The 16,711-nt window shown below is 67.8% G+C and carries 18 protein-coding genes; 9 read left to right on the forward strand and 9 right to left on the reverse strand.

What is annotated here, in order from left to right; translation table 11 throughout:
* Nucleotides 1–17: 17 nt before the first annotated feature.
* Both OG474_RS27045 and OG474_RS27050 read right to left on the reverse strand, forming a co-directional pair.
* Nucleotides 18–701: an SRPBCC domain-containing protein gene (locus OG474_RS27045; protein ID WP_405056381.1), complete on the reverse strand. Its 684-nt coding sequence runs from the start codon at nucleotides 699–701 to the stop codon at nucleotides 18–20.
* Nucleotides 698–1,258: an ArsR/SmtB family transcription factor gene (locus tag OG474_RS27050; RefSeq protein WP_405056382.1), complete on the reverse strand. Its 561-nt coding sequence runs from the start codon at nucleotides 1,256–1,258 to the stop codon at nucleotides 698–700. The genes OG474_RS27045 and OG474_RS27050 overlap by 4 nt, the downstream gene beginning before the upstream one ends.
* A 170-nt stretch (nucleotides 1,259–1,428) precedes the next feature.
* Between OG474_RS27050 and OG474_RS27055 the strand changes: the two genes are divergently transcribed.
* From OG474_RS27055 to OG474_RS27095, 9 genes are all read left to right on the forward strand, one after another.
* Nucleotides 1,429–2,346 (forward strand): DNA polymerase beta superfamily protein, encoded by a 918-nt coding sequence (locus OG474_RS27055; protein ID WP_405056383.1) that lies wholly within the window; start codon nucleotides 1,429–1,431, stop codon nucleotides 2,344–2,346.
* A complete protein-coding gene (locus OG474_RS27060; RefSeq protein ID WP_405056384.1) occupies nucleotides 2,336–3,094 on the forward strand; it encodes a DNA polymerase beta superfamily protein in 759 nt (252 codons plus the stop codon). The genes OG474_RS27055 and OG474_RS27060 overlap by 11 nt, the downstream gene beginning before the upstream one ends.
* Before the next feature lie 127 nt (nucleotides 3,095–3,221).
* The gene (locus tag OG474_RS27065) at nucleotides 3,222–5,339 is read left to right on the forward strand and encodes an alpha-galactosidase (protein ID WP_405056385.1); all 2,118 of its coding nucleotides are present in this window, start codon (nucleotides 3,222–3,224) and stop codon (nucleotides 5,337–5,339) included.
* A 49-nt stretch (nucleotides 5,340–5,388) separates the two neighbouring features.
* A complete protein-coding gene (locus OG474_RS27070) occupies nucleotides 5,389–6,330 on the forward strand; it encodes a carbohydrate ABC transporter permease (RefSeq protein ID WP_405056386.1) in 942 nt (313 codons plus the stop codon).
* Complete coding sequence (locus OG474_RS27075; RefSeq protein WP_405056387.1) at nucleotides 6,327–7,226, forward strand: carbohydrate ABC transporter permease; 900 nt, start codon at nucleotides 6,327–6,329, stop codon at nucleotides 7,224–7,226. The genes OG474_RS27070 and OG474_RS27075 overlap by 4 nt, the downstream gene beginning before the upstream one ends.
* Nucleotides 7,226–8,587: an ABC transporter substrate-binding protein gene (locus OG474_RS27080; RefSeq protein ID WP_405056388.1), complete on the forward strand. Its 1,362-nt coding sequence runs from the start codon at nucleotides 7,226–7,228 to the stop codon at nucleotides 8,585–8,587. Before OG474_RS27075 ends, OG474_RS27080 begins: the two co-directional genes overlap by 1 nt.
* 227 nt (nucleotides 8,588–8,814) lie before the next feature.
* On the forward strand, nucleotides 8,815–9,240 hold the full coding sequence (locus tag OG474_RS27085) for a DUF1707 domain-containing protein (protein ID WP_405056389.1): 426 nt from the start codon (nucleotides 8,815–8,817) through the stop codon (nucleotides 9,238–9,240).
* A complete protein-coding gene (locus tag OG474_RS27090; RefSeq protein ID WP_405056390.1) occupies nucleotides 9,237–9,650 on the forward strand; it encodes a DUF6220 domain-containing protein in 414 nt (137 codons plus the stop codon). The genes OG474_RS27085 and OG474_RS27090 overlap by 4 nt, the downstream gene beginning before the upstream one ends.
* A complete protein-coding gene (locus OG474_RS27095) occupies nucleotides 9,643–11,094 on the forward strand; it encodes a multicopper oxidase family protein (protein ID WP_405056391.1) in 1,452 nt (483 codons plus the stop codon). The genes OG474_RS27090 and OG474_RS27095 overlap by 8 nt, the downstream gene beginning before the upstream one ends.
* Here OG474_RS27095 and OG474_RS27100 read toward each other — a convergent pair.
* The 7 genes from OG474_RS27100 to OG474_RS27130 form a co-directional block, all read right to left on the reverse strand.
* Nucleotides 11,076–12,308, reverse strand: a complete 1,233-nt coding sequence (locus OG474_RS27100; RefSeq protein ID WP_405056392.1) for an MFS transporter — start codon at nucleotides 12,306–12,308, stop codon at nucleotides 11,076–11,078. The genes OG474_RS27095 and OG474_RS27100 overlap by 19 nt on opposite strands.
* A gap of 9 nt (nucleotides 12,309–12,317) precedes the next feature.
* Nucleotides 12,318–12,923 carry a winged helix-turn-helix domain-containing protein gene (locus OG474_RS27105; RefSeq protein ID WP_405056393.1) on the reverse strand — a complete coding sequence of 202 codons (606 nt, stop codon included), beginning with the start codon at nucleotides 12,921–12,923 and terminating at the stop codon, nucleotides 12,318–12,320.
* Between the two features lie 62 nt (nucleotides 12,924–12,985).
* Nucleotides 12,986–13,198 (reverse strand): hypothetical protein, encoded by a 213-nt coding sequence (locus OG474_RS27110; RefSeq protein WP_405056394.1) that lies wholly within the window; start codon nucleotides 13,196–13,198, stop codon nucleotides 12,986–12,988.
* 93 nt (nucleotides 13,199–13,291) lie between these two features.
* Nucleotides 13,292–14,389: a sulfite oxidase gene (locus tag OG474_RS27115; protein ID WP_405056395.1), complete on the reverse strand. Its 1,098-nt coding sequence runs from the start codon at nucleotides 14,387–14,389 to the stop codon at nucleotides 13,292–13,294.
* Between the two features lie 33 nt (nucleotides 14,390–14,422).
* On the reverse strand, nucleotides 14,423–14,971 hold the full coding sequence (locus OG474_RS27120; RefSeq protein ID WP_405056396.1) for an exonuclease domain-containing protein: 549 nt from the start codon (nucleotides 14,969–14,971) through the stop codon (nucleotides 14,423–14,425).
* On the reverse strand, nucleotides 14,971–15,579 hold the full coding sequence (locus OG474_RS27125; protein WP_405056397.1) for a response regulator transcription factor: 609 nt from the start codon (nucleotides 15,577–15,579) through the stop codon (nucleotides 14,971–14,973). Before OG474_RS27125 ends, OG474_RS27120 begins: the two co-directional genes overlap by 1 nt.
* A complete protein-coding gene (locus OG474_RS27130; protein WP_405056398.1) occupies nucleotides 15,576–16,700 on the reverse strand; it encodes a sensor histidine kinase in 1,125 nt (374 codons plus the stop codon). Before OG474_RS27130 ends, OG474_RS27125 begins: the two co-directional genes overlap by 4 nt.
* Between the last annotated feature and the right edge of the window lie 11 nt (nucleotides 16,701–16,711).

The following is a 16,711-nucleotide window of genomic DNA, read 5'->3' on the forward strand; positions in this document are numbered from 1 at the left end:
GTACTGTCACGCCTGCGTCAGTCGAACATCTCCAGCCCCTTGGGGTACCGCTCCGACCACCAGGCGCGCCAGCGCGCGTCGACCTCGTCGCGGTCGACGTCGCCGTACAGGGACAGGATGGCCATGGTTGCGCCCTCCGGCTTCGCCTCGCCGGGCGGGATGTGGCTGAGCACCAGCAAACCGTTGCCCCAGGCATCTACCTCCAGGCCGACCTGGTGGTCGGAGGTGTAGAGGGTGGAGGCCTTGACTCGTCCGTCCGGCAGATCGAGCTCGTCGGCCGGGATGCCGAGCTCGGTGATCGGGTTCGCCGCACCGGTGCCCGAGTAGAACAAGGTACGACGCGCCTCGCCCGGATGGCGTTCGACCGCGAACCGCAGCTGGTGCAGGAAGGTGATCCAGCCCTCGGTGACGTCGTCGTAGTACGCGTCCCAGTCGGGGTTCGCGCCCTTCGGCGCCCGGGTCAGCGTGATCCGGCTGCCGCCGTCGACCGGCTCGACGACGAACTCGTCGCCGTTCCCCAGCGTGAGCGTCGTCCCGTCCTCGGCCGCCTGGGTGAAGTAGATCAGGTCGATCTCCTCCTCCAGACCGCCCTGCGGCCCCTCGTACTCCCAGCCGTGCCAGTGCCGGATCTTCCCCTTGTCCCGCAGGGCGTCCCACACAGCTTCCACGGGTGCCGCGACGGTCACCACGATCTTGGTCATGACTCTCCTCCAGTACGACGGGGTGCCGGGTGACCGCCGGCGATCAGGCGATAGGGCCGTCCGTTGTCGGTGTCGAACTGCTCGACGACCTGCCGGACGGCCTCGGTCAGGGCGTCGGTGAAGCGGTGGACATCGCCCGGCTCGGCGAAGCGCACCTCGGTCTCGAGGGTGAACGTGAGCAGTCGCTTGCCGTCGGCATCGGCCGTGCTCTGCATCCGGGCTACGTCCCGAACGGTGCCCGCGGCAACCTCCACCAGGTGCTCGGCGGCGTACTGGTCCTGGATCCCGGTGAACGCCTGGCCCATCACCGCCGGGTCGATCACCAGGGTCGCGGCGCGGAAGATCCGCTCGGTGAACCCGCGCCGCTGCCGCTCCTCGACCAGCTCCACCAGCCCGGCCTTCTCCAGCTCGCGCAGGTGGTACCCCACCCGCTGCCGCGGCAGCTCGAGTGCGGTCGCGAGCTGGGTCGCCGACGCCGGCTCGCGCAGCAGCTCCAGCATCCGTCGGCGGATTGGCGACAACGCCACCCGCACCTTCTCCGGCTCCTCGACCAGCATGGAACCCAATCTGCCACTTGACAGGAAAAACTGTCAATATGCGAGTGATCTGCCGAACGGCAGGAGGTGTGGCTGGTTTCGGGGCTGCGGGGGTCCGGCTGAGCGTGCGGGGGTGGGGTAGTGGGCGTATATGTCCTGTTGTTAGGGCGGGGGTGGGGGAGGATGGCGGCATGTCTGTTGAGGGGCCGCAGTTGCCGGTGGGGACACAGGTGGTGATGCGGGTTGCCGCGCCCGACGACCAGGGCGGTACGGCGCAGCGCGGGGCGACCGGGCGGGTTGCCGGGATCACGCCGGACGGGCGGTATGCGGTTCGGCTGGTGGACGGTCGGGAGACGGTGGCCCGGCGGGACCAGTTGAGCCTGCGGACGGCGTACCAGGACGAGGCGCTCGAGCTGACTCAGCCTGATGGCGATCTGCTGGTGCGGGAGCACACGATCTTTGCGGTCGTGGTGGGGTCGCGGGCGTTCGGGCTCGACACGGATACGTCCGACACCGACACCCGTGGGGTGTTCGTCGCGCCGACCGAGTCGTTCTGGTCGCTGGCGAAGCCGCCGACGCATGTGGACGGGCCGGAGCCGGAGTGGTTCTCGTGGGAGGTCGAGCGGTTCTGCGAGCTCGCACTGAAGGCGAACCCGAACCTGCTCGAGGTCCTGCACTCGCCGCTGGTCGTTCAGCAGACGGCACTCGGTGCGGAGTTGGTCGAGCTCCGGCAGGCCTTCCTGTCGCAGCTCGCCTACCAGACCTACTCCGGGTATGTGCTGAGCCAGTTCAAGAAGCTGGAAGCGGACTTCCGGCGCGACGGTGCGCCCAAGTGGAAGCACGTCATGCACCTGATCCGTCTGTTGCTGTCGGCCCGCTCTCTGTTGCTCGAGGCCCGGTTGGTCGTTGACGTCGGCCCCTATCGCGAACGCCTGCTCGCGGTGAAGCGTGGCGAGCTGCCGTGGGACGAGGTCGAGAAATGGCGCCTCGGACTCCACGCCGACCTCGACGACGCACTCCGTCGTACAGTCCTCCCGGCGATCCCGGACGTGGCCCGGGTCGACGACTGGCTCCGATCGGTCCGGAGAAGGAGTATCGATGACGCGTGACATGCGGACGCTCGACTATGCCGAGCTGCGCGACATCATGGGTGAGCAGCCGTACCCCTTGCTCTTCGCAACAGTCTCGGGTGCACACCTGTACGGCTTCCCGTCGAGGGACTCGGATGTAGACCTGCGCGGGGTGCATGTGCTCCCGGCCGCCGAGGTGGTCGGGCTGCGCACTGGCCCGGAGACGCTTGATCGGACCTGGTTCGAGAATGAGGCGGAGGTCGACCTCGTCACCCACGACCTGGCGAAGTTCGCCCGGCTGATGCTGCGGCGGAACGGCTACGTGCTGGAGCAGGTCCTGTCACCGCTGGTCGTGCTCAGTACGCCGGAACACGAGGAACTGGTCGCCCTGTCGGCCGGCTGCATCACCAAGTGGCACGCGCACCACTACCGAGGGTTCGCGAAGACTCAGTGGGAGTTCTTCGGGAAGACCGGTGAGCTGAAGCCGCTGCTTTACACCTTCCGGGTGCTGCTGACCGGGATCCATCTGATGCAGACCGGTGTGGTTCAGGCGGATCTGCGCGAGCTGCTCGACGGAGCGCCGGCGTACTTGCCGGAGTTGATGGCGGCGAAGGCCGAGGCTGAGCACGGGGGACTTGAGGGGCCGTCGGTCGACACGCTGACGGTCGATGTGCAGAAGCTGCAGGCGGCGTTGGATGAGGCGGAGGCGGTCAGTCGACTGCCGGAGAACTCGACCGCCGAGGCGGGCCTGCACGACTTGCTGGTTCGCGCGCGGCTCTCGCGCTGATTGCAGCGTTGTAGAGAGCCGGGCGGAGGCTTAGGGTACTTACTTTACTTCGTGAAGCATTGACAACCGGGCTGGCGAGGTAAATAGTTTCGTCCTGAAATCAATCAGAAAGCAGAGTGAATCAACAGTGTCGAACATTGAGGTGCTGCAGCTGCGGGCTGCTGGGGTCAGCTTGGTGCTGGACTGCTCGGGGCCGGCGCTGCCCTCGGTGCTGCACTGGGGTGCCGATCTGGGCGAACTGAGTGAGCGGGCTCTGCTGGAGTTGCGGCGCGGAGCGGGCGCGGTCCAGGACGGGAACGGGCTGGACGAGAACCGGCCGGTCGCGATCGTGCCGGAGTACTCGGCGGGCTGGTTCGGGCTGCCGGGGCTGAACGGGCACCGCGACGGCCAGGACTTCTCGGCGAGCTTCCGGATCGTCGACGTCGCGCAAGCTGACAACAGCGTTGTCGTTGACGCCACCGACACCGAGGCTGGGCTGACCATTCGCCTGACCGTCGAGCTGACAGACTCCGGTCTCGTCCGGGCCAAGGCAGACCTCACGAACACGGGCGAGACGACGTACACGGTCGACGGCCTCACCCTCGCGCTGCCGGTGCCGACCGAGGCGACCGAGCTGCTCGATCTGACCGGTCGCCACATCGGCGAGCGGCACCCGCAGCGGCACGAGTTCACGCAGGGCGCGCACATCCGCGACAACCGCCGCGGCCGCACCGGCGCCGACGCGACCCTGCTGCTGCTCGCCGGCACCAAGGGCTTCGGCTTCTCCGACGGCGAGATCTGGGCCGTGCACACCGCGTGGAGCGGCAACCACCGCTCGTACGCCGAGCGCGGGATGAGCGGGTACGCCGTCATCGGTGGTGGCGAGCTCCTGCTGCCCGGTGAGGGTCGCGTGCAGCCGCAGGGCACCTACAGCACCCCGTGGATCTACGGCACGTACGGCGTCGGCCTCGACCGGATCTCGACTCGCTTCCACGAGTACCTGCGGTCCCGCGAGCACCACCCGCAGACCGACCGTCCGGTCGTGATGAACACCTGGGAGGCCGTCTACTTCGACCTCGACCTGGATAAGCTGAAGGGCCTCGCGGACGCGGCCGCCGAGGTCGGCGCCGAGCGCTTCGTGCTGGACGACGGCTGGTTCCGCGGCCGCCGCGACGACCACGCCGGCCTCGGTGACTGGTACGTCGACGAGGGCATCTGGCCGAAGGGCCTGCACCCGCTCGTCGACCACGTCCGCGGCCTCGGTCTCCAGTTCGGCCTCTGGGTCGAGCCGGAGATGGTGAACCCGGACTCGGACCTGGCCCGCGAGCACCCGGACTGGATCCTTGCCACCGGCCACCGTTTCCCGCCGACCGCTCGGCACCAGCAGGGGCTGAACCTCGGCGTACCGGCTGCTTACGACTACATCCTCGAGCGGCTCGACAGCATCCTGACCGAGTACGACATCGCGTACCTGAAGTGGGACCACAACCGCGACTTCGTTGACGGCGGCAACCAACTGACCGGTACGGCGGGGATCCACGAGCAGACGCTCGCCGTGTACCGGCTGATCGACGAACTCAAGCGCCGCCACCCCGGCCTGGAGATCGAGTCCTGCTCGTCCGGTGGCGCCCGGGTCGACCTCGGCATCCTGGAGCGCACCGACCGGGTCTGGGGCAGCGACAGCAACGACGCCCTCGAGCGCCAGACGATCCAGCGGTACACGCAGCTCCTGCTGCCGCCGGAGCTGATCGGCTCGCATGTCGGCCCGCCGAAGGCACACACCACCGGCCGCACCCAGGCGCTGTCCTTCCGCGCGATCACCGCCCTGTTCGGCCACTTCGGTATCGAGTGGGACATCACGAAGGCCTCCGAGGAGGAGCGGACCGAACTCGCCGGATGGGTCGCGCTGCACAAGGAACTGCGGCCGCTGCTGCACACTGGCCGGGTGGTTCGCGCCGACCGTGGTCCGGACGACTTCCTGCTGCACGGAGTGGTTGCCCAGGACAACTCCCGCGCCGTGTACGCCGCCGTCCAGCTGACGCAATCCGTCACCTCGGCCGTCGGCCGGGTCCGGCTGCCGGGCCTCGACCCGCAGCGCACCTACCGCGTCAGCCCGATCGCGACGCCGGGTCCCAAGACGCACTGGAAGTTCTCGTGGACCGAGCCCGTCGAGCTGAACGGCGCCGCGCTCGCCGCGGCCGGCGTGCAGCTGCCGGTGCAGTGGCCCGAGCACGCGCTGCTGCTGGACGTGACCGCGATCGACTGACCCGCCTGTCGACTGACCTGACAGTCGACCCAGCAAAGGAGATCCCCCTGTGACTGCCGTAACGAACGCACCACCTGGAAAGCGAAGTCACGGGGAGCAGGCGCCGCCGCCGAAGCAGCGACGGCGCCTGGGAGACCTCAAGGTCGCGATGATGTTCCTCGCGCCCGCCACGGTCGGTTTCGTGGTGTTCTACATCTGGCCGACCCTGCGCGGCGCCTACCTGAGCTTCACCGAGTACAGCTTGCTCGAGGCACCGAAGTTCAACGGGCTCGACAACTACGAGCGGATGATCCACGACAGCTTCTTCTGGAACGCGCTCGGCGTCACCCTCGAGTACGTCGTGATCAACATCGGCGTCCAGACCGTCCTGGCCGTGGCCATCGCGATGGTGATGTACCGGCTGACCAGGTCGATCACCGTCCGGGCCGCGATCCTGCTGCCCTATCTGGTCGCGAACGTCGTGGTCGCGCTGGTCTGGTACTGGATGCTCGACTTCCAGGTCGGCATCGTGAACCAGGGACTGACCTGGATCGGCATCGACCCGGTCGCCTTCTTCGGCGACTCGAACTGGGCGATCCCGACCATCGCCGGGATCAACGTCTGGCGGCACATGGGCTACACCGCGCTCCTGGTGTTCGCGGGCCTGCAGACGATCCCGACGTACGTCTACGAGGCGGCCGAGGTGGACGGTGCCGGGGAGATGAAGACATTCTGGCGGATCACGCTGCCGTTGCTGCGTCCCGTTCTGGTGATGGTCCTGGTGGTCACCATGATCGGTTCGTTCCAGATCTTCGACACGGTCGCGGTCACGACTCAGGGTGGCCCGATCAACTCGACGCGGGTCATCTACTACTACATCTTCGAGCGTGCGTTCACCCGTTTCGACTTCGGCTACGCGTCCGCGATGGCGATGGTGCTGTTCGCGATCCTGGCGATCGTCTCACTGCTGCAGCTGCGGTTGCTGCGCGCCAAGGAGAGTGATCTCGCATGAGCCTGCTGTTGAATTCAAGACGGCCACTCAACCTCGGCCGGATTCTGGCCTGGGCGTTCCTGATCATTCTGCTGATCCTGACGCTCTTCCCCTTCTACTGGATGCTCCGTACGGCGCTCTCCAACAACACCGCACTGGCCGGGCACCCGAGCTCGCTGCTGCCGGTGGAGACCACGCTCGGCGCCTTCAAGCGGGTGCTCGGGTTGTCGACGATCGCCGAAGCCCAGGCCCAGGGCGGTTCCGGTGCCTCGGTCAACTTCTGGCTGTACCTGCGCAACTCGTTGGTGGTGGCAACGGTCACCACGGTCTGCCAGGTCTTCTTCAGCGCGATGGCCGCGTACGCGTTCGCGCGGCTGCGCTGGCCCGGCCGGGACAAGGTCTTCGCGCTCTTCCTGGCCGCGCTGATGGTGCCGCCGATCTTCACCACGCTGCCGAACTTCGTGCTGATCAAGAACCTCGGCCTGCTGAACAGCTTCGCCGGCATCATCCTGCCGGGCGCGTTCATGACGCCGTTCGCGATCTTCTTCCTGCGCCAGTTCTTCCTCGGCATCAGCCGCGAACTGGAGGAGGCGGCGATGATCGACGGCGCCGGCCACCGGCGGATCTTCTTCGGGATGATCATCCCGATGAGTGCCGCGCCGATCACCACGCTGGCGATCCTGACCTACATCAACTCCTGGAACGACTACTTCTGGCCGTTGCTGGTCGGGCAGCAGGAGAACGTCCGCGTGCTCACCGTCGCCCTCGGCGTCTTCCGCTCGCAGACCCCACAAGGTGGTCCGGACTGGGCCGGTCTGATGGCCGGCACGTTGATCGCGGCGCTGCCGATGATCATCCTGTTCCTGGCCTTCGCCAAGCGCATCACCAACTCCATCGGCTTCTCCGGGATCAAATGATGACAATCTCACGCAGGACCGTCCTGAAGGCCGGACTGGCCGGTGTCGCTGCCTCCGCGGTGGCCGGCTGCAGCAACGGCGCCGCCAACCGTCCGCCCGGCCAGATCTCCTACTGGCTGTGGGATTCGGGTCAGCTGCCGATGTACACCGAATGCGCCAAGGTGTTCCAGCAGCAGAATCCGCAGTACTCGGTCGACCTCGTGCAGAACGGCTGGGCCGACTACTGGAACAAACTCGTCACCGGATTCATCTCCGGTACGGCGCCCGATGTGTTCACGTCGCACTCGGCGAAGTACCCGCTGTTCGCGGACAAGGGTCAGGTGCTCGCGCTCGACGACTTCGTGGCCCGCGACAACGTTGATCTCAGCATCTACCAGAAGGGTCTCGCCGATCGCTGGATCGGTGCCGACGGCAAGCGTTACGGGCTGCCGAAGGACTGGGACACCGAGGCGTACTTCTACAACAGTGCCTTGACCGAGGCTGCCGGGGTCAGCGCCGAGCAGCTCAACTCGATGACCTGGAATCCGCAGGACGGCGGCACTTTCGAGCGGATCCTCGCTCGGCTGACTGTCGACAAGAAGGGCCGGCGTGGCGACCAGCCCGGTTTCGACAAGAACAACGTCAAGGTCTACGGCCTCGGCCTCGGTGGTGCCGGCGACGCCGACGGGCAGACGACCTGGAGCTGGTACGCGGCGAGCAACGGCTGGAAGTACTCCGAGGGTGAGCCCTGGGGGACGAAGTTCTTCTACGGCGACCCGAAGTTCACCGAGACGATCGCTTGGTGGCGCGGGCTGACGACCAAGGGATACATGCCGACGCTCGCGCAGGCCAAGTCCGGAATCGACAGTTCGGCCACCACGGCGTACGCGGCCGGCCGATACGCGATCACTCCGAACGGCTCGTGGATGCTCGGCACCTACGCCGATTTCAAGACGGTGAAGACCAAGCTGGCGCGGCTGCCACAAGGTCCCAACGGCAAGCGGATGTCGATGATGAACGGCCTGGCAGACACGATCTGGGCAGGTACCGAGCGCAAGGACGCCGCGTGGGCCTGGGTGAAGTTCCTCGGCTCGCAGACCGCCCAGGACATCGTCGCCAAGGCCGCAGTGGTCTTCCCGGCGGTCAGCGCCTCGATGCCCGCGGCGCAGGCCGCGTTCGCCAAGGCCGGGTGGGACGTCACGCCGTTCCTGGAGCCGGTCGAGGCGGGCAATGTGTTCCCTTACCCGGCGAACCCGAACGCCGCCGACGTCGCCGCAGTGATGACTCCGGCCATGGAATCGGTCATGCTCTTCCAGTCTGAACCGAGCTCGCTGACCAAGGCGAACGACGACGTGAACCAGATCCTGGCGGCCACCGCCTGAACCCTCCCTAACGTCCGAAAAAGACGCACACCACGTACTGCGTTCCTTCGGACGCTAGGGGTCTTGCCGGGGGCGCCGTACTCCACGGGGAGTACGGCGCCCTGCGTCGTACGGGGGGTGGTGCGCCGGAGGGGGTAGGGGAGGTGCCGCCGTGGGGGCGACGCGGTGGAGCGTGCTGTCGCGACACGATCGGTGCAGTTGAACAACTGCGAGCACCGAGGAGTGTCATGAACGACGAGGGACCTGTCCGTATCGGGGATGCCGAGCGCGAAGAAGCGGTTCGGCGACTGGGAGATCACTACGAGGCCGGGCGGCTGAGTGCCGACGAGCACTCGGATCGGGTCGAGGCCGCGCTGCGGGCCAAGACCAAGACTGAGCTGGGTGACGTGTTCACCGACCTGCCGGGTGAGCAGCGCGAGCAGCACGCGCAGGCGCAGGCCGGGCCGGCGGGGGCGCGGGCTCGTGGGCGGCGGCCGGAATGGGCGGCGGGAGCGCCGTTCGGGAAGATTCCGCTGCCGTTGCTGGTGGCGCTGGGTGTCATTGCAGTGCTGGCGTCGGTCGGGTGTGCGGTCGGCGGCGGGCACCCGCCGGTGTTGCTGATCGCGGCGATCGTGGCCGGCGTGGTCATCTACCGGAAGCGGCGGATGGCATGAGGAACGTCTATCGGGTGACCGCGATGCTGATCGCACTCGCGGTCGGCCTGCAGGTCGCGTCGATCGCGCTCGCCGGGTTCACGGTGGCGAAGGATGCGAACGACGGCGCCGCGATCGGGGCCGACTACACCAACTTCGGGCAGAACTACCACAGTATGGCCGGGATGGTGATCGGGCTGCTGGCGCTGGTTCTGCTGGTGGTTTCGTTCCTGACCGACGTGCCGCGCGGCCGGGTGCTGGCCGGGGTCATCGTCGGGCTCGTCGCGTTGCAGTTCGTGCTGGCGACGGTGTCCTTCGGCTTGCCGGCGTTGGGTGTGCTGCACGGTCTCAATGGGCTGGCGATCGGTGCGATGGCCGGGACTGCGATTGGGCGGGCCGCTACACCGCGGCCGCTCGCGACCAGTGCCTGAGGTATCCGGCGCCGGGGTCGACTACCGGCCGCGGCGCCGCCGGGGCCGGTTGGTCGCCCTGGGGATCTTCCTGGCGGTACTCGTACCGCTGGGGTATCTCTGGGCGACCAGCCTGGTCCCTGGCACCTACAACGCGGCAGACATGGGGTACGCCGACTATGGCGGCGGCCCGGCGGGCGGTCATGAGCACCACAGCATGAGCATCGCCGATCTGACCGGACCGAAGACCGGTACGCCGGATGTGGCCGTCACGCTCGTTGCCCGCAAGGAGAAGAAAGGGCTGGCCGGGTACACACTGAACGGGACGTCACCGGGACCACTGATCCGAGCCGAGAGCGGTGATCTCGTCCAGGTGACGTTGATCAACGAATCCGTCCCGGACGGTGCAACCTTGCACTGGCACGGCATCGACGTACCGAACGCCGAGGACGGAGTCGCCGGGGTGACGCAGGACGCCGTACCGGTGGGTGGGCAGCACGTCTATCGCTTCCGGGCCGACGATGCCGGCACGTACTGGTATCACTCGCATCAGGTGTCGAGCGACGAGGTGAAGGGCGGGCTCTTCGGTCCGATCGTGATCGCGCCGAAGACTCCTGGTGAGGTGCTCGCCACGATCCACACGTACGACGGCAAGCGGACGATCAACGGGCTGACCGGGAGCCAGCAGCTGAAACTGCCCGCGGGTACGACGGCACGGGTGCGGGTGATCAACACCGACAACGCGATCCTCCGGGTCGGGCTGGTCGGGACGCCGTACAAGGTGGTCGCGGTCGACGGTCGTGAGGTGAACGGGCCGACTCCGGTGCGCAAGGGGTATGCGCTGGCCGCGGGCGGCCGAGTGGATCTCGAGGCCGTCGTACCGGCAGGAGGCATGCGGTTCGTTGCCGGTACGGCGGCGCTGTCGCTCGGGATCGGTCCCGTGGATCCGCCGAGCGCCGAGCTGCCGGGGGAGACCGTCGATCTGTTGAGCTATGGAACGGCCAAGGGGCTCGGACTCGATCCAGGGAAGGCGGATCGGCGGTTCGAGTACCGGATCGGCAGGCGGCTCGGGTTCCTGGACGGCGTACCGGGGTTGTGGTGGACGATCAACGGCCACAAGTTTCCCGACGTACCGATGTTCATGGTGACCGAGGGCGACCTCGTCCGGATGACGATCAGCAACACCAGCGGGCAGGCCCACCCGATGCACCTGCACGGCCACCACGCCGTCGTCCTGAGCCGCAACGGTGTCGCCGCGACGGGTTCGCCGTGGTGGACCGACACTGTCGAGGTCGGCAACGACGAGACCTACGAGATCGCCTTCCGCGCCGACAACCCCGGCGTCTGGATGGACCACTGCCACAACCTGCCGCACGCCTCCGAGGGCCTGATGACCCATCTCATGTACTCCGGTTACGCAACGCCGTTCCAGATCGGTGGAGCGACTCACAACACCCCGGAGTGAGCTTCTTCCTCTTCCGTCCAGGCAGGGACCGGGCGGAGGAGTTGGCCGCGCAGCGTCAGGGCGAGGTAGCCGACGGCGGCGGTGATGACGACGGCCATCAGCAGGAAGATCACGTGATAGCTGATGATCGAGACCAGGATCGCGCCGAGGGCCAGGCTGATGGCCTGGGGGCTGCCCATGACGACCTCGGAGGCGGTGGAGACGCGGCCCATCAGCCGCAAGGGCGTGCGGCGCTGGATCAGGGTCATGAACGAGATGATGATCAGCGGGATCGAGTAGCCCAGCAAGGGGATGTCGAAGAGCAGGACCGGCAGGCTTTCGGTGCCGGCGATGACGGCGAGCGAGGCGGCCATCGCCAGTGCACCGACCGCGAAGGTGCCGACCTCGCCAAGCCGTCTCACCCACCAGGTCGCGGTCAGTCCGCCGAGCAGGGCGCCGACGCCCTGGACCGTCACGATCACACTGACGAACTCGACCGGCTTGTTGAAGACGTCGATGATCGCGTAGATCGAGGCCTCGGTGAACCCGAGCACGAGCAGCAGCAGGCCGAGACCGACCAGGGTGTGCCGCAGGATCCGGTCGGACCACAGGTGCCGGATGCCGCCGCCCATCTCGGTCAGCCAGTTGCCTTCGGAGCGCTCAGGGGTCCGGTCCGGAAGGCTCATCGAGCCGATGATGATCGCGGCCGCCAGGAACGTCGCGGCGTCGAGGAGTGCGACCGCCCAGCCGCCGAGCAGGGCGAACAGACCGGCGCCGATGATCGGGCCGACCAGCCGGAAGCCTTCCTTGACGGTCTGCAGCGAGGAGTTCGCCGAGACAAGCTGGTCGTCGGTGACGATCTCCTTGAGCAGACCGTTCAGCGCAGCCGGCAGGACGATCATCGAGATACCGTAGAGGAACGCGACCATCCAGACGATCCACACGTCACCCGCGTCGCGGACCAGGACGAGCGGGAGGACGGCGATCGCCGAGGCGAGACTGCCCCAGGCGAGAACGCGGCGCGGCGGCAGCCGATCGACGTACAGGCCGAAGAGTGGTGCGACCAGGGCCGGCACGACCATCCAGAAGAACGTCAGACCGGCCTGGGCGTTGGAGCCGGTCAGGCTCTTCACCCACATGCTCAGGACGAGCAGCATCACCGAGTCGCCGAACATCGACGTCGTCAGTCCGGCGAACAGCCGCCGGAACGCGGGTTGGGAGAACATCGCGCGCATGGGACTACCTCACTCGGATGACGGCGTCGGGTCGGCGATGCCGTACGTCGGCACGCCCCAGGCCATGAAGGCGCACAGGCGCGACCCCGGCGGGCGGAGCGCCGGGTCCTGGTGCCGGTCGAAATGCTTCATCAATGCTTCGCGGACGGCTTCGTTGGCTTCCTCGAGCTCGTCGGCGGTCAGCCACATCATCGACTGCGAGCTGGTGGTCGCGGTGCGCCATTCCAGGGGCTCGTCCGCGGCCCGTGCCTGACTGTCCCGCAGCCGGTCGACCTCCCTGGCGACCAGAACCTCGGTCATCGCGCGGCCGGCCAACTGGAAGTCGGTCTCCAGCGGGCCGCCCTCCTCATCGCCCCAGGTCATCCCGAGGTGGGTCGCCTGCCACGGCCGCTGCCGGCCGGTACCGCCCGGCGCCTCCTCCACGAACCCGTACTCCGCGAGCTTGCGCAGGTGCCACGAACAGTTCGCCGGGGTCTCGTCGAGGCGGTCGCCGAGCTGGGTCGCCGTCATCGCCCCGTTGATGGTGACCTGCTCGAGGATCGCGATCCGCACCGGATGCGCCACCGCACGCAGCGTCCGGGCGTCACTGATCTTGCGTTGCGTCGTCTCGTCCACGCATCGAAAGTACTCTTTCGAAAGAAGTGTTGCAATAGGCTGTTCGCTGATGCGGGGGGTTGCTAGGAGGCCTGGTCGTCGCGAACGGCGGGGCGCGGCCGCCGGTGCATGGCGGCGATCCGGGTGCAGGCGGCGTCGATCGCGGCCCGCTGGCTGGCGTAGGAGCCGCACCACAGCGGGTTGTCGGGCTGCGGGAACAGTCCGTCGTCGATGTCGGCGTACCACTCGTCCGCCGTACGGAAGATCCGCGCGTGCAGGTGCAGTTGCTCGTTCACCGCATCACTCCAGCTAGCTCACTCCTGAAGGGAGAACCGTGTCCTCATCCAGGATGTGACGCTCGTACGCCGGAATCGCCCAGCGACACGCGGTCAGGTGACCAGGACCGTGATCCGCTGCGCGCTGTTGTTCGCGAATCCGCCGCGGTTCCAGGGGGCTTCGACTGGTTGCTCACGGCCACTGGCGTCGACGGCGCGGACGGTGATCACGTGCTCGCCCGCTGTCGCTTCCCAGTCATGGCTGAAGGATCGCCAGGCCAGCTCATCGTTGCCAGCAGCATCGAGTTTCGCGGCATGCCAGGTGACGCCGGCGTCCGTACTGACCTCGACGCGTTCGATCGGCGCCCAGCCGGACCAGGCCTTGCCCTCGAGTGTGACGGTGCCGGAGGCAACGAATCGGTGCCGGGTCATGAAGTCGGGAAAGCCCGGTGGGACCAGCAATGCGCGCGGCTCGATCTTGGTGACGGCGGTGCCGAGCTCGTCGGCCTCCTGCCGGATCCGGTAGGCGACAGCGTTCTGATAACCGTCGAACTCGTGGTCGATCAGCTCGATCGACCGCAACCACTTCACGCTGGCCATCCCGTACCAGCCCGGTACGACGAGGCGCAGCGGATACCCGTGTTGCGGCGGCAGCGGATCGCCGTTCATCTCCCAGGCAACGATCGCGCCGGAGTCGAGCGCCTCGCCGAGCGACAGGCCACGCTGGTAGTCCTGCTCGATCCCGCGTTCGACGCCGTGGTCGGCGCCGGTGAAGACGACATCGACGGCGTCCGGCCGGATCCCCGCGTTCCGCAGCAGGTCGGACAACGGCACGCCGGTCCACTCCGCCGTACCGACTGCTTCATTCAGCCAGGGCTGGCTGATCGGCCGCGGCTGCAACCCCGCGCGACCGTTGCCTGCACACTCCAACGTCACCCGGACGGTACGGCGACCCATCGCGCGCAGCTCGGTCAATCCGAACGACATCGGTTGCTCGACGCACCCATCGACCTCCAGTCGCCAGGTCGCCGCATTCCCTGCCGGGATGTCGTAATGCACCAGCACGTAGTGCAGCCCGGCCGGCGTCACGTCGTACCGCAGCGCCTCCAGCGGAATCCCGTGGTTACGCGCCGCGAGCTGCAACTCGTCACCGGTGATGCCCTCACCGGTGTCCGCCAGCCGCCCCCGCACACTGAACTGCTCGATCGACATGGTTCCTCCCCGAGGGTCCACGCTAGTGCGTGCTCAGACCTCGGGGAAGCTTTCCGCCGAGAGTTGGACGACGAGCGCTCCGATGTTCCAGGCGTCGTCCGCGCCCGAATGGTGCCGTCCTTCGAGCGGCAGGCCGGCGATTTCCAGCGCCCGAGCCATCCCTGGCCGCCGCTTCAGGCCGCGGACCTCGCTGAAGCGCGCCTTCGCGTTCACATGCATGGGGCCGAAGGGGTAGGCGACACCGGTCGCCGCACACTGGCGCTCGAACTGCTTGCGGTCGTAGTCGCCCCAACTCATCCAGGCGCGCTCGGCCGCGCCGTACTGGCTGGTCAGCAGCTTGCAGGCCTCGGCGAACGAGACGCCGGCGCTCACGGTTGCGGCGGTCAGGCCGGTGAGCTCGGTGCAGAACGCGCTGATCTCGGATCGCTCGGGGCGGACCAGGAGCTGGTGTTTCGCCACGCGCTGCCAGGTGTCGGCGTCGATCGTGGTCAGCCCGATTTCGATGATCTCGTTGGTCATGCCGGGCGGCGGATCGCCTTGCCAGCAGGTGGCTTCGACGTCGATGACGTTCAGCAGGCGCATCAGAGCCAGCCGTTGTCGAGGGCGATCCGGGCGGCCTCGGCGCGGGTGCGGGCGCCGGTCTTGCCGATGGCGGCGGAGAGGTGGTTGCGGACCGTGCCTTCGGAGAGGTGCAGCTCTTTGGCGATGTCGGCGACGGTCCCACCTTCGCGGGCGGCTCGCAGTACGTCGGACTCGCGGCCGGTCAGCGGACTCGTGCCGGCCACGAGGGTTTCGGCGGCGAGTGAGGGGTCGACCACGCGCAGTCCCTGGTGCACCCGCCGTACGGCGTCGGCCAGCTGCGCGGCCGGGGTGTCCTTCACGACGAAGCCGGCGGCACCGGCCTCCATCGCGCGGCGGAGGTAGCCGGGACGGCCGAACGTGGTCACCATCAGGATCCGGACGCCCGGTACGGCGGTGCGCAGCGCGGCCGCGGCCTCGATGCCGTCCAGTCCTGGCATCTCCACATCCAGGAGCGCGACGTCCGGCGTACTGGCCTTGGCTGCGGCGACAACCTCGTCACCCCGGCCGACCTCGGACACCACCTCGAGATCGGGCTCGAGATCGAGCAAAGCCGCCAAGGCCCCGCGCACGAGAGCCTGGTCGTCAGCTATCAGCAATCGGATACTCACTGGCCTACCTTTACAGCAAGGCGGAAGCCGCCGCCGGGGGACTGGCCGACCTGGACCGCGGCGCCGACCTGGTCTGCTCGTTCACGCAGGCCCATCAGGCCATGGCCGGAGGTGGTACTGCTCGGGGTCGGGCCCTTGCCGTCGTCGAGGACCTCGATCTGCCGGGCGGTGAGTTTGATCGTGCAGCGCTTGGCGCCGGAGTGCCGGATGACGTTCGTGACGCCTTCGCGGATCACCCAGGCGAAGAGTTCGCGGTTCTCCTCCGGGACCTCGTCCATCGTGGTCGGGAGATCGGGTTTGATCTCGGCGGCCTGGAGCGCGGTCCGCGCCGAGACGAGCTCACCGGCCAGGCTGAGCTCGCGGTACCCGGCGACGGCGGCCCGGACGTCGCCGAGGGCGGCGCGGGCCAGGCCCTCCACATCGGCGACCTCGGCCGCGGCCTTCTCCGGGTTGACCTGGATCAGCCGGCCGGCCAGCTCGGCCTTCACCGTGATCACAGTCAGCGAGTGACCGAGGATGTCGTGCAGATCGCGGGCGAACCGGTTCCGCTCCTCCTGGACCGCGAGCTCGGCCATGTCCTTGCGAGCCCGGGTCAGCTCCGACGAGCGCTGGATCGACCGGCGCATCGCGAAGACGGCCAGGCCGCCGAGGAAGATCGCGAATCCGTAGCTGCCGTCGTCGGTCCAGCCCGGGACGACCCGCATCGACAGCTCGGCGCCGCCGAGAAGCAGCAGGCAGATGACGACACCGAGCTGCATGCTCAGTGAGAGCACTGCGGTCGCCGCGATGTAGACCAGGCAGGTGAGCGCGGTCTGGCCGGCGGTCATGGTCAGGAGCAGGGTCAGCAGCAGCATGAAGACCAGGTAGCCCAGGCGCTGCCACAACGGAGACGCGTCCTGCCGGAACTCCCGCCAGCGGAGGACTCCGAAGAAGCTGATGTACGTGACGCCGAAGAGGAGCAGGTTGAGCAGGCCGAGGACCAGAGCGATGCCGTGCTGGGTCTGCCAGATCTCGGTCAGCGGCTGGACCAGGTAGAACAGCCAGACCCCGACCGCGAGCCAACCCCACCGGCCCGGCGGCCGACCGTCGTCGGCCATCGCGTCCGGCAGGGTTCGCTTCATGAAGCTCACGC

This window comes from Kribbella sp. NBC_01505 (genome assembly GCF_045040285.1).
In the GTDB taxonomy this organism is placed as follows: domain Bacteria; phylum Actinomycetota; class Actinomycetes; order Propionibacteriales; family Kribbellaceae; genus Kribbella.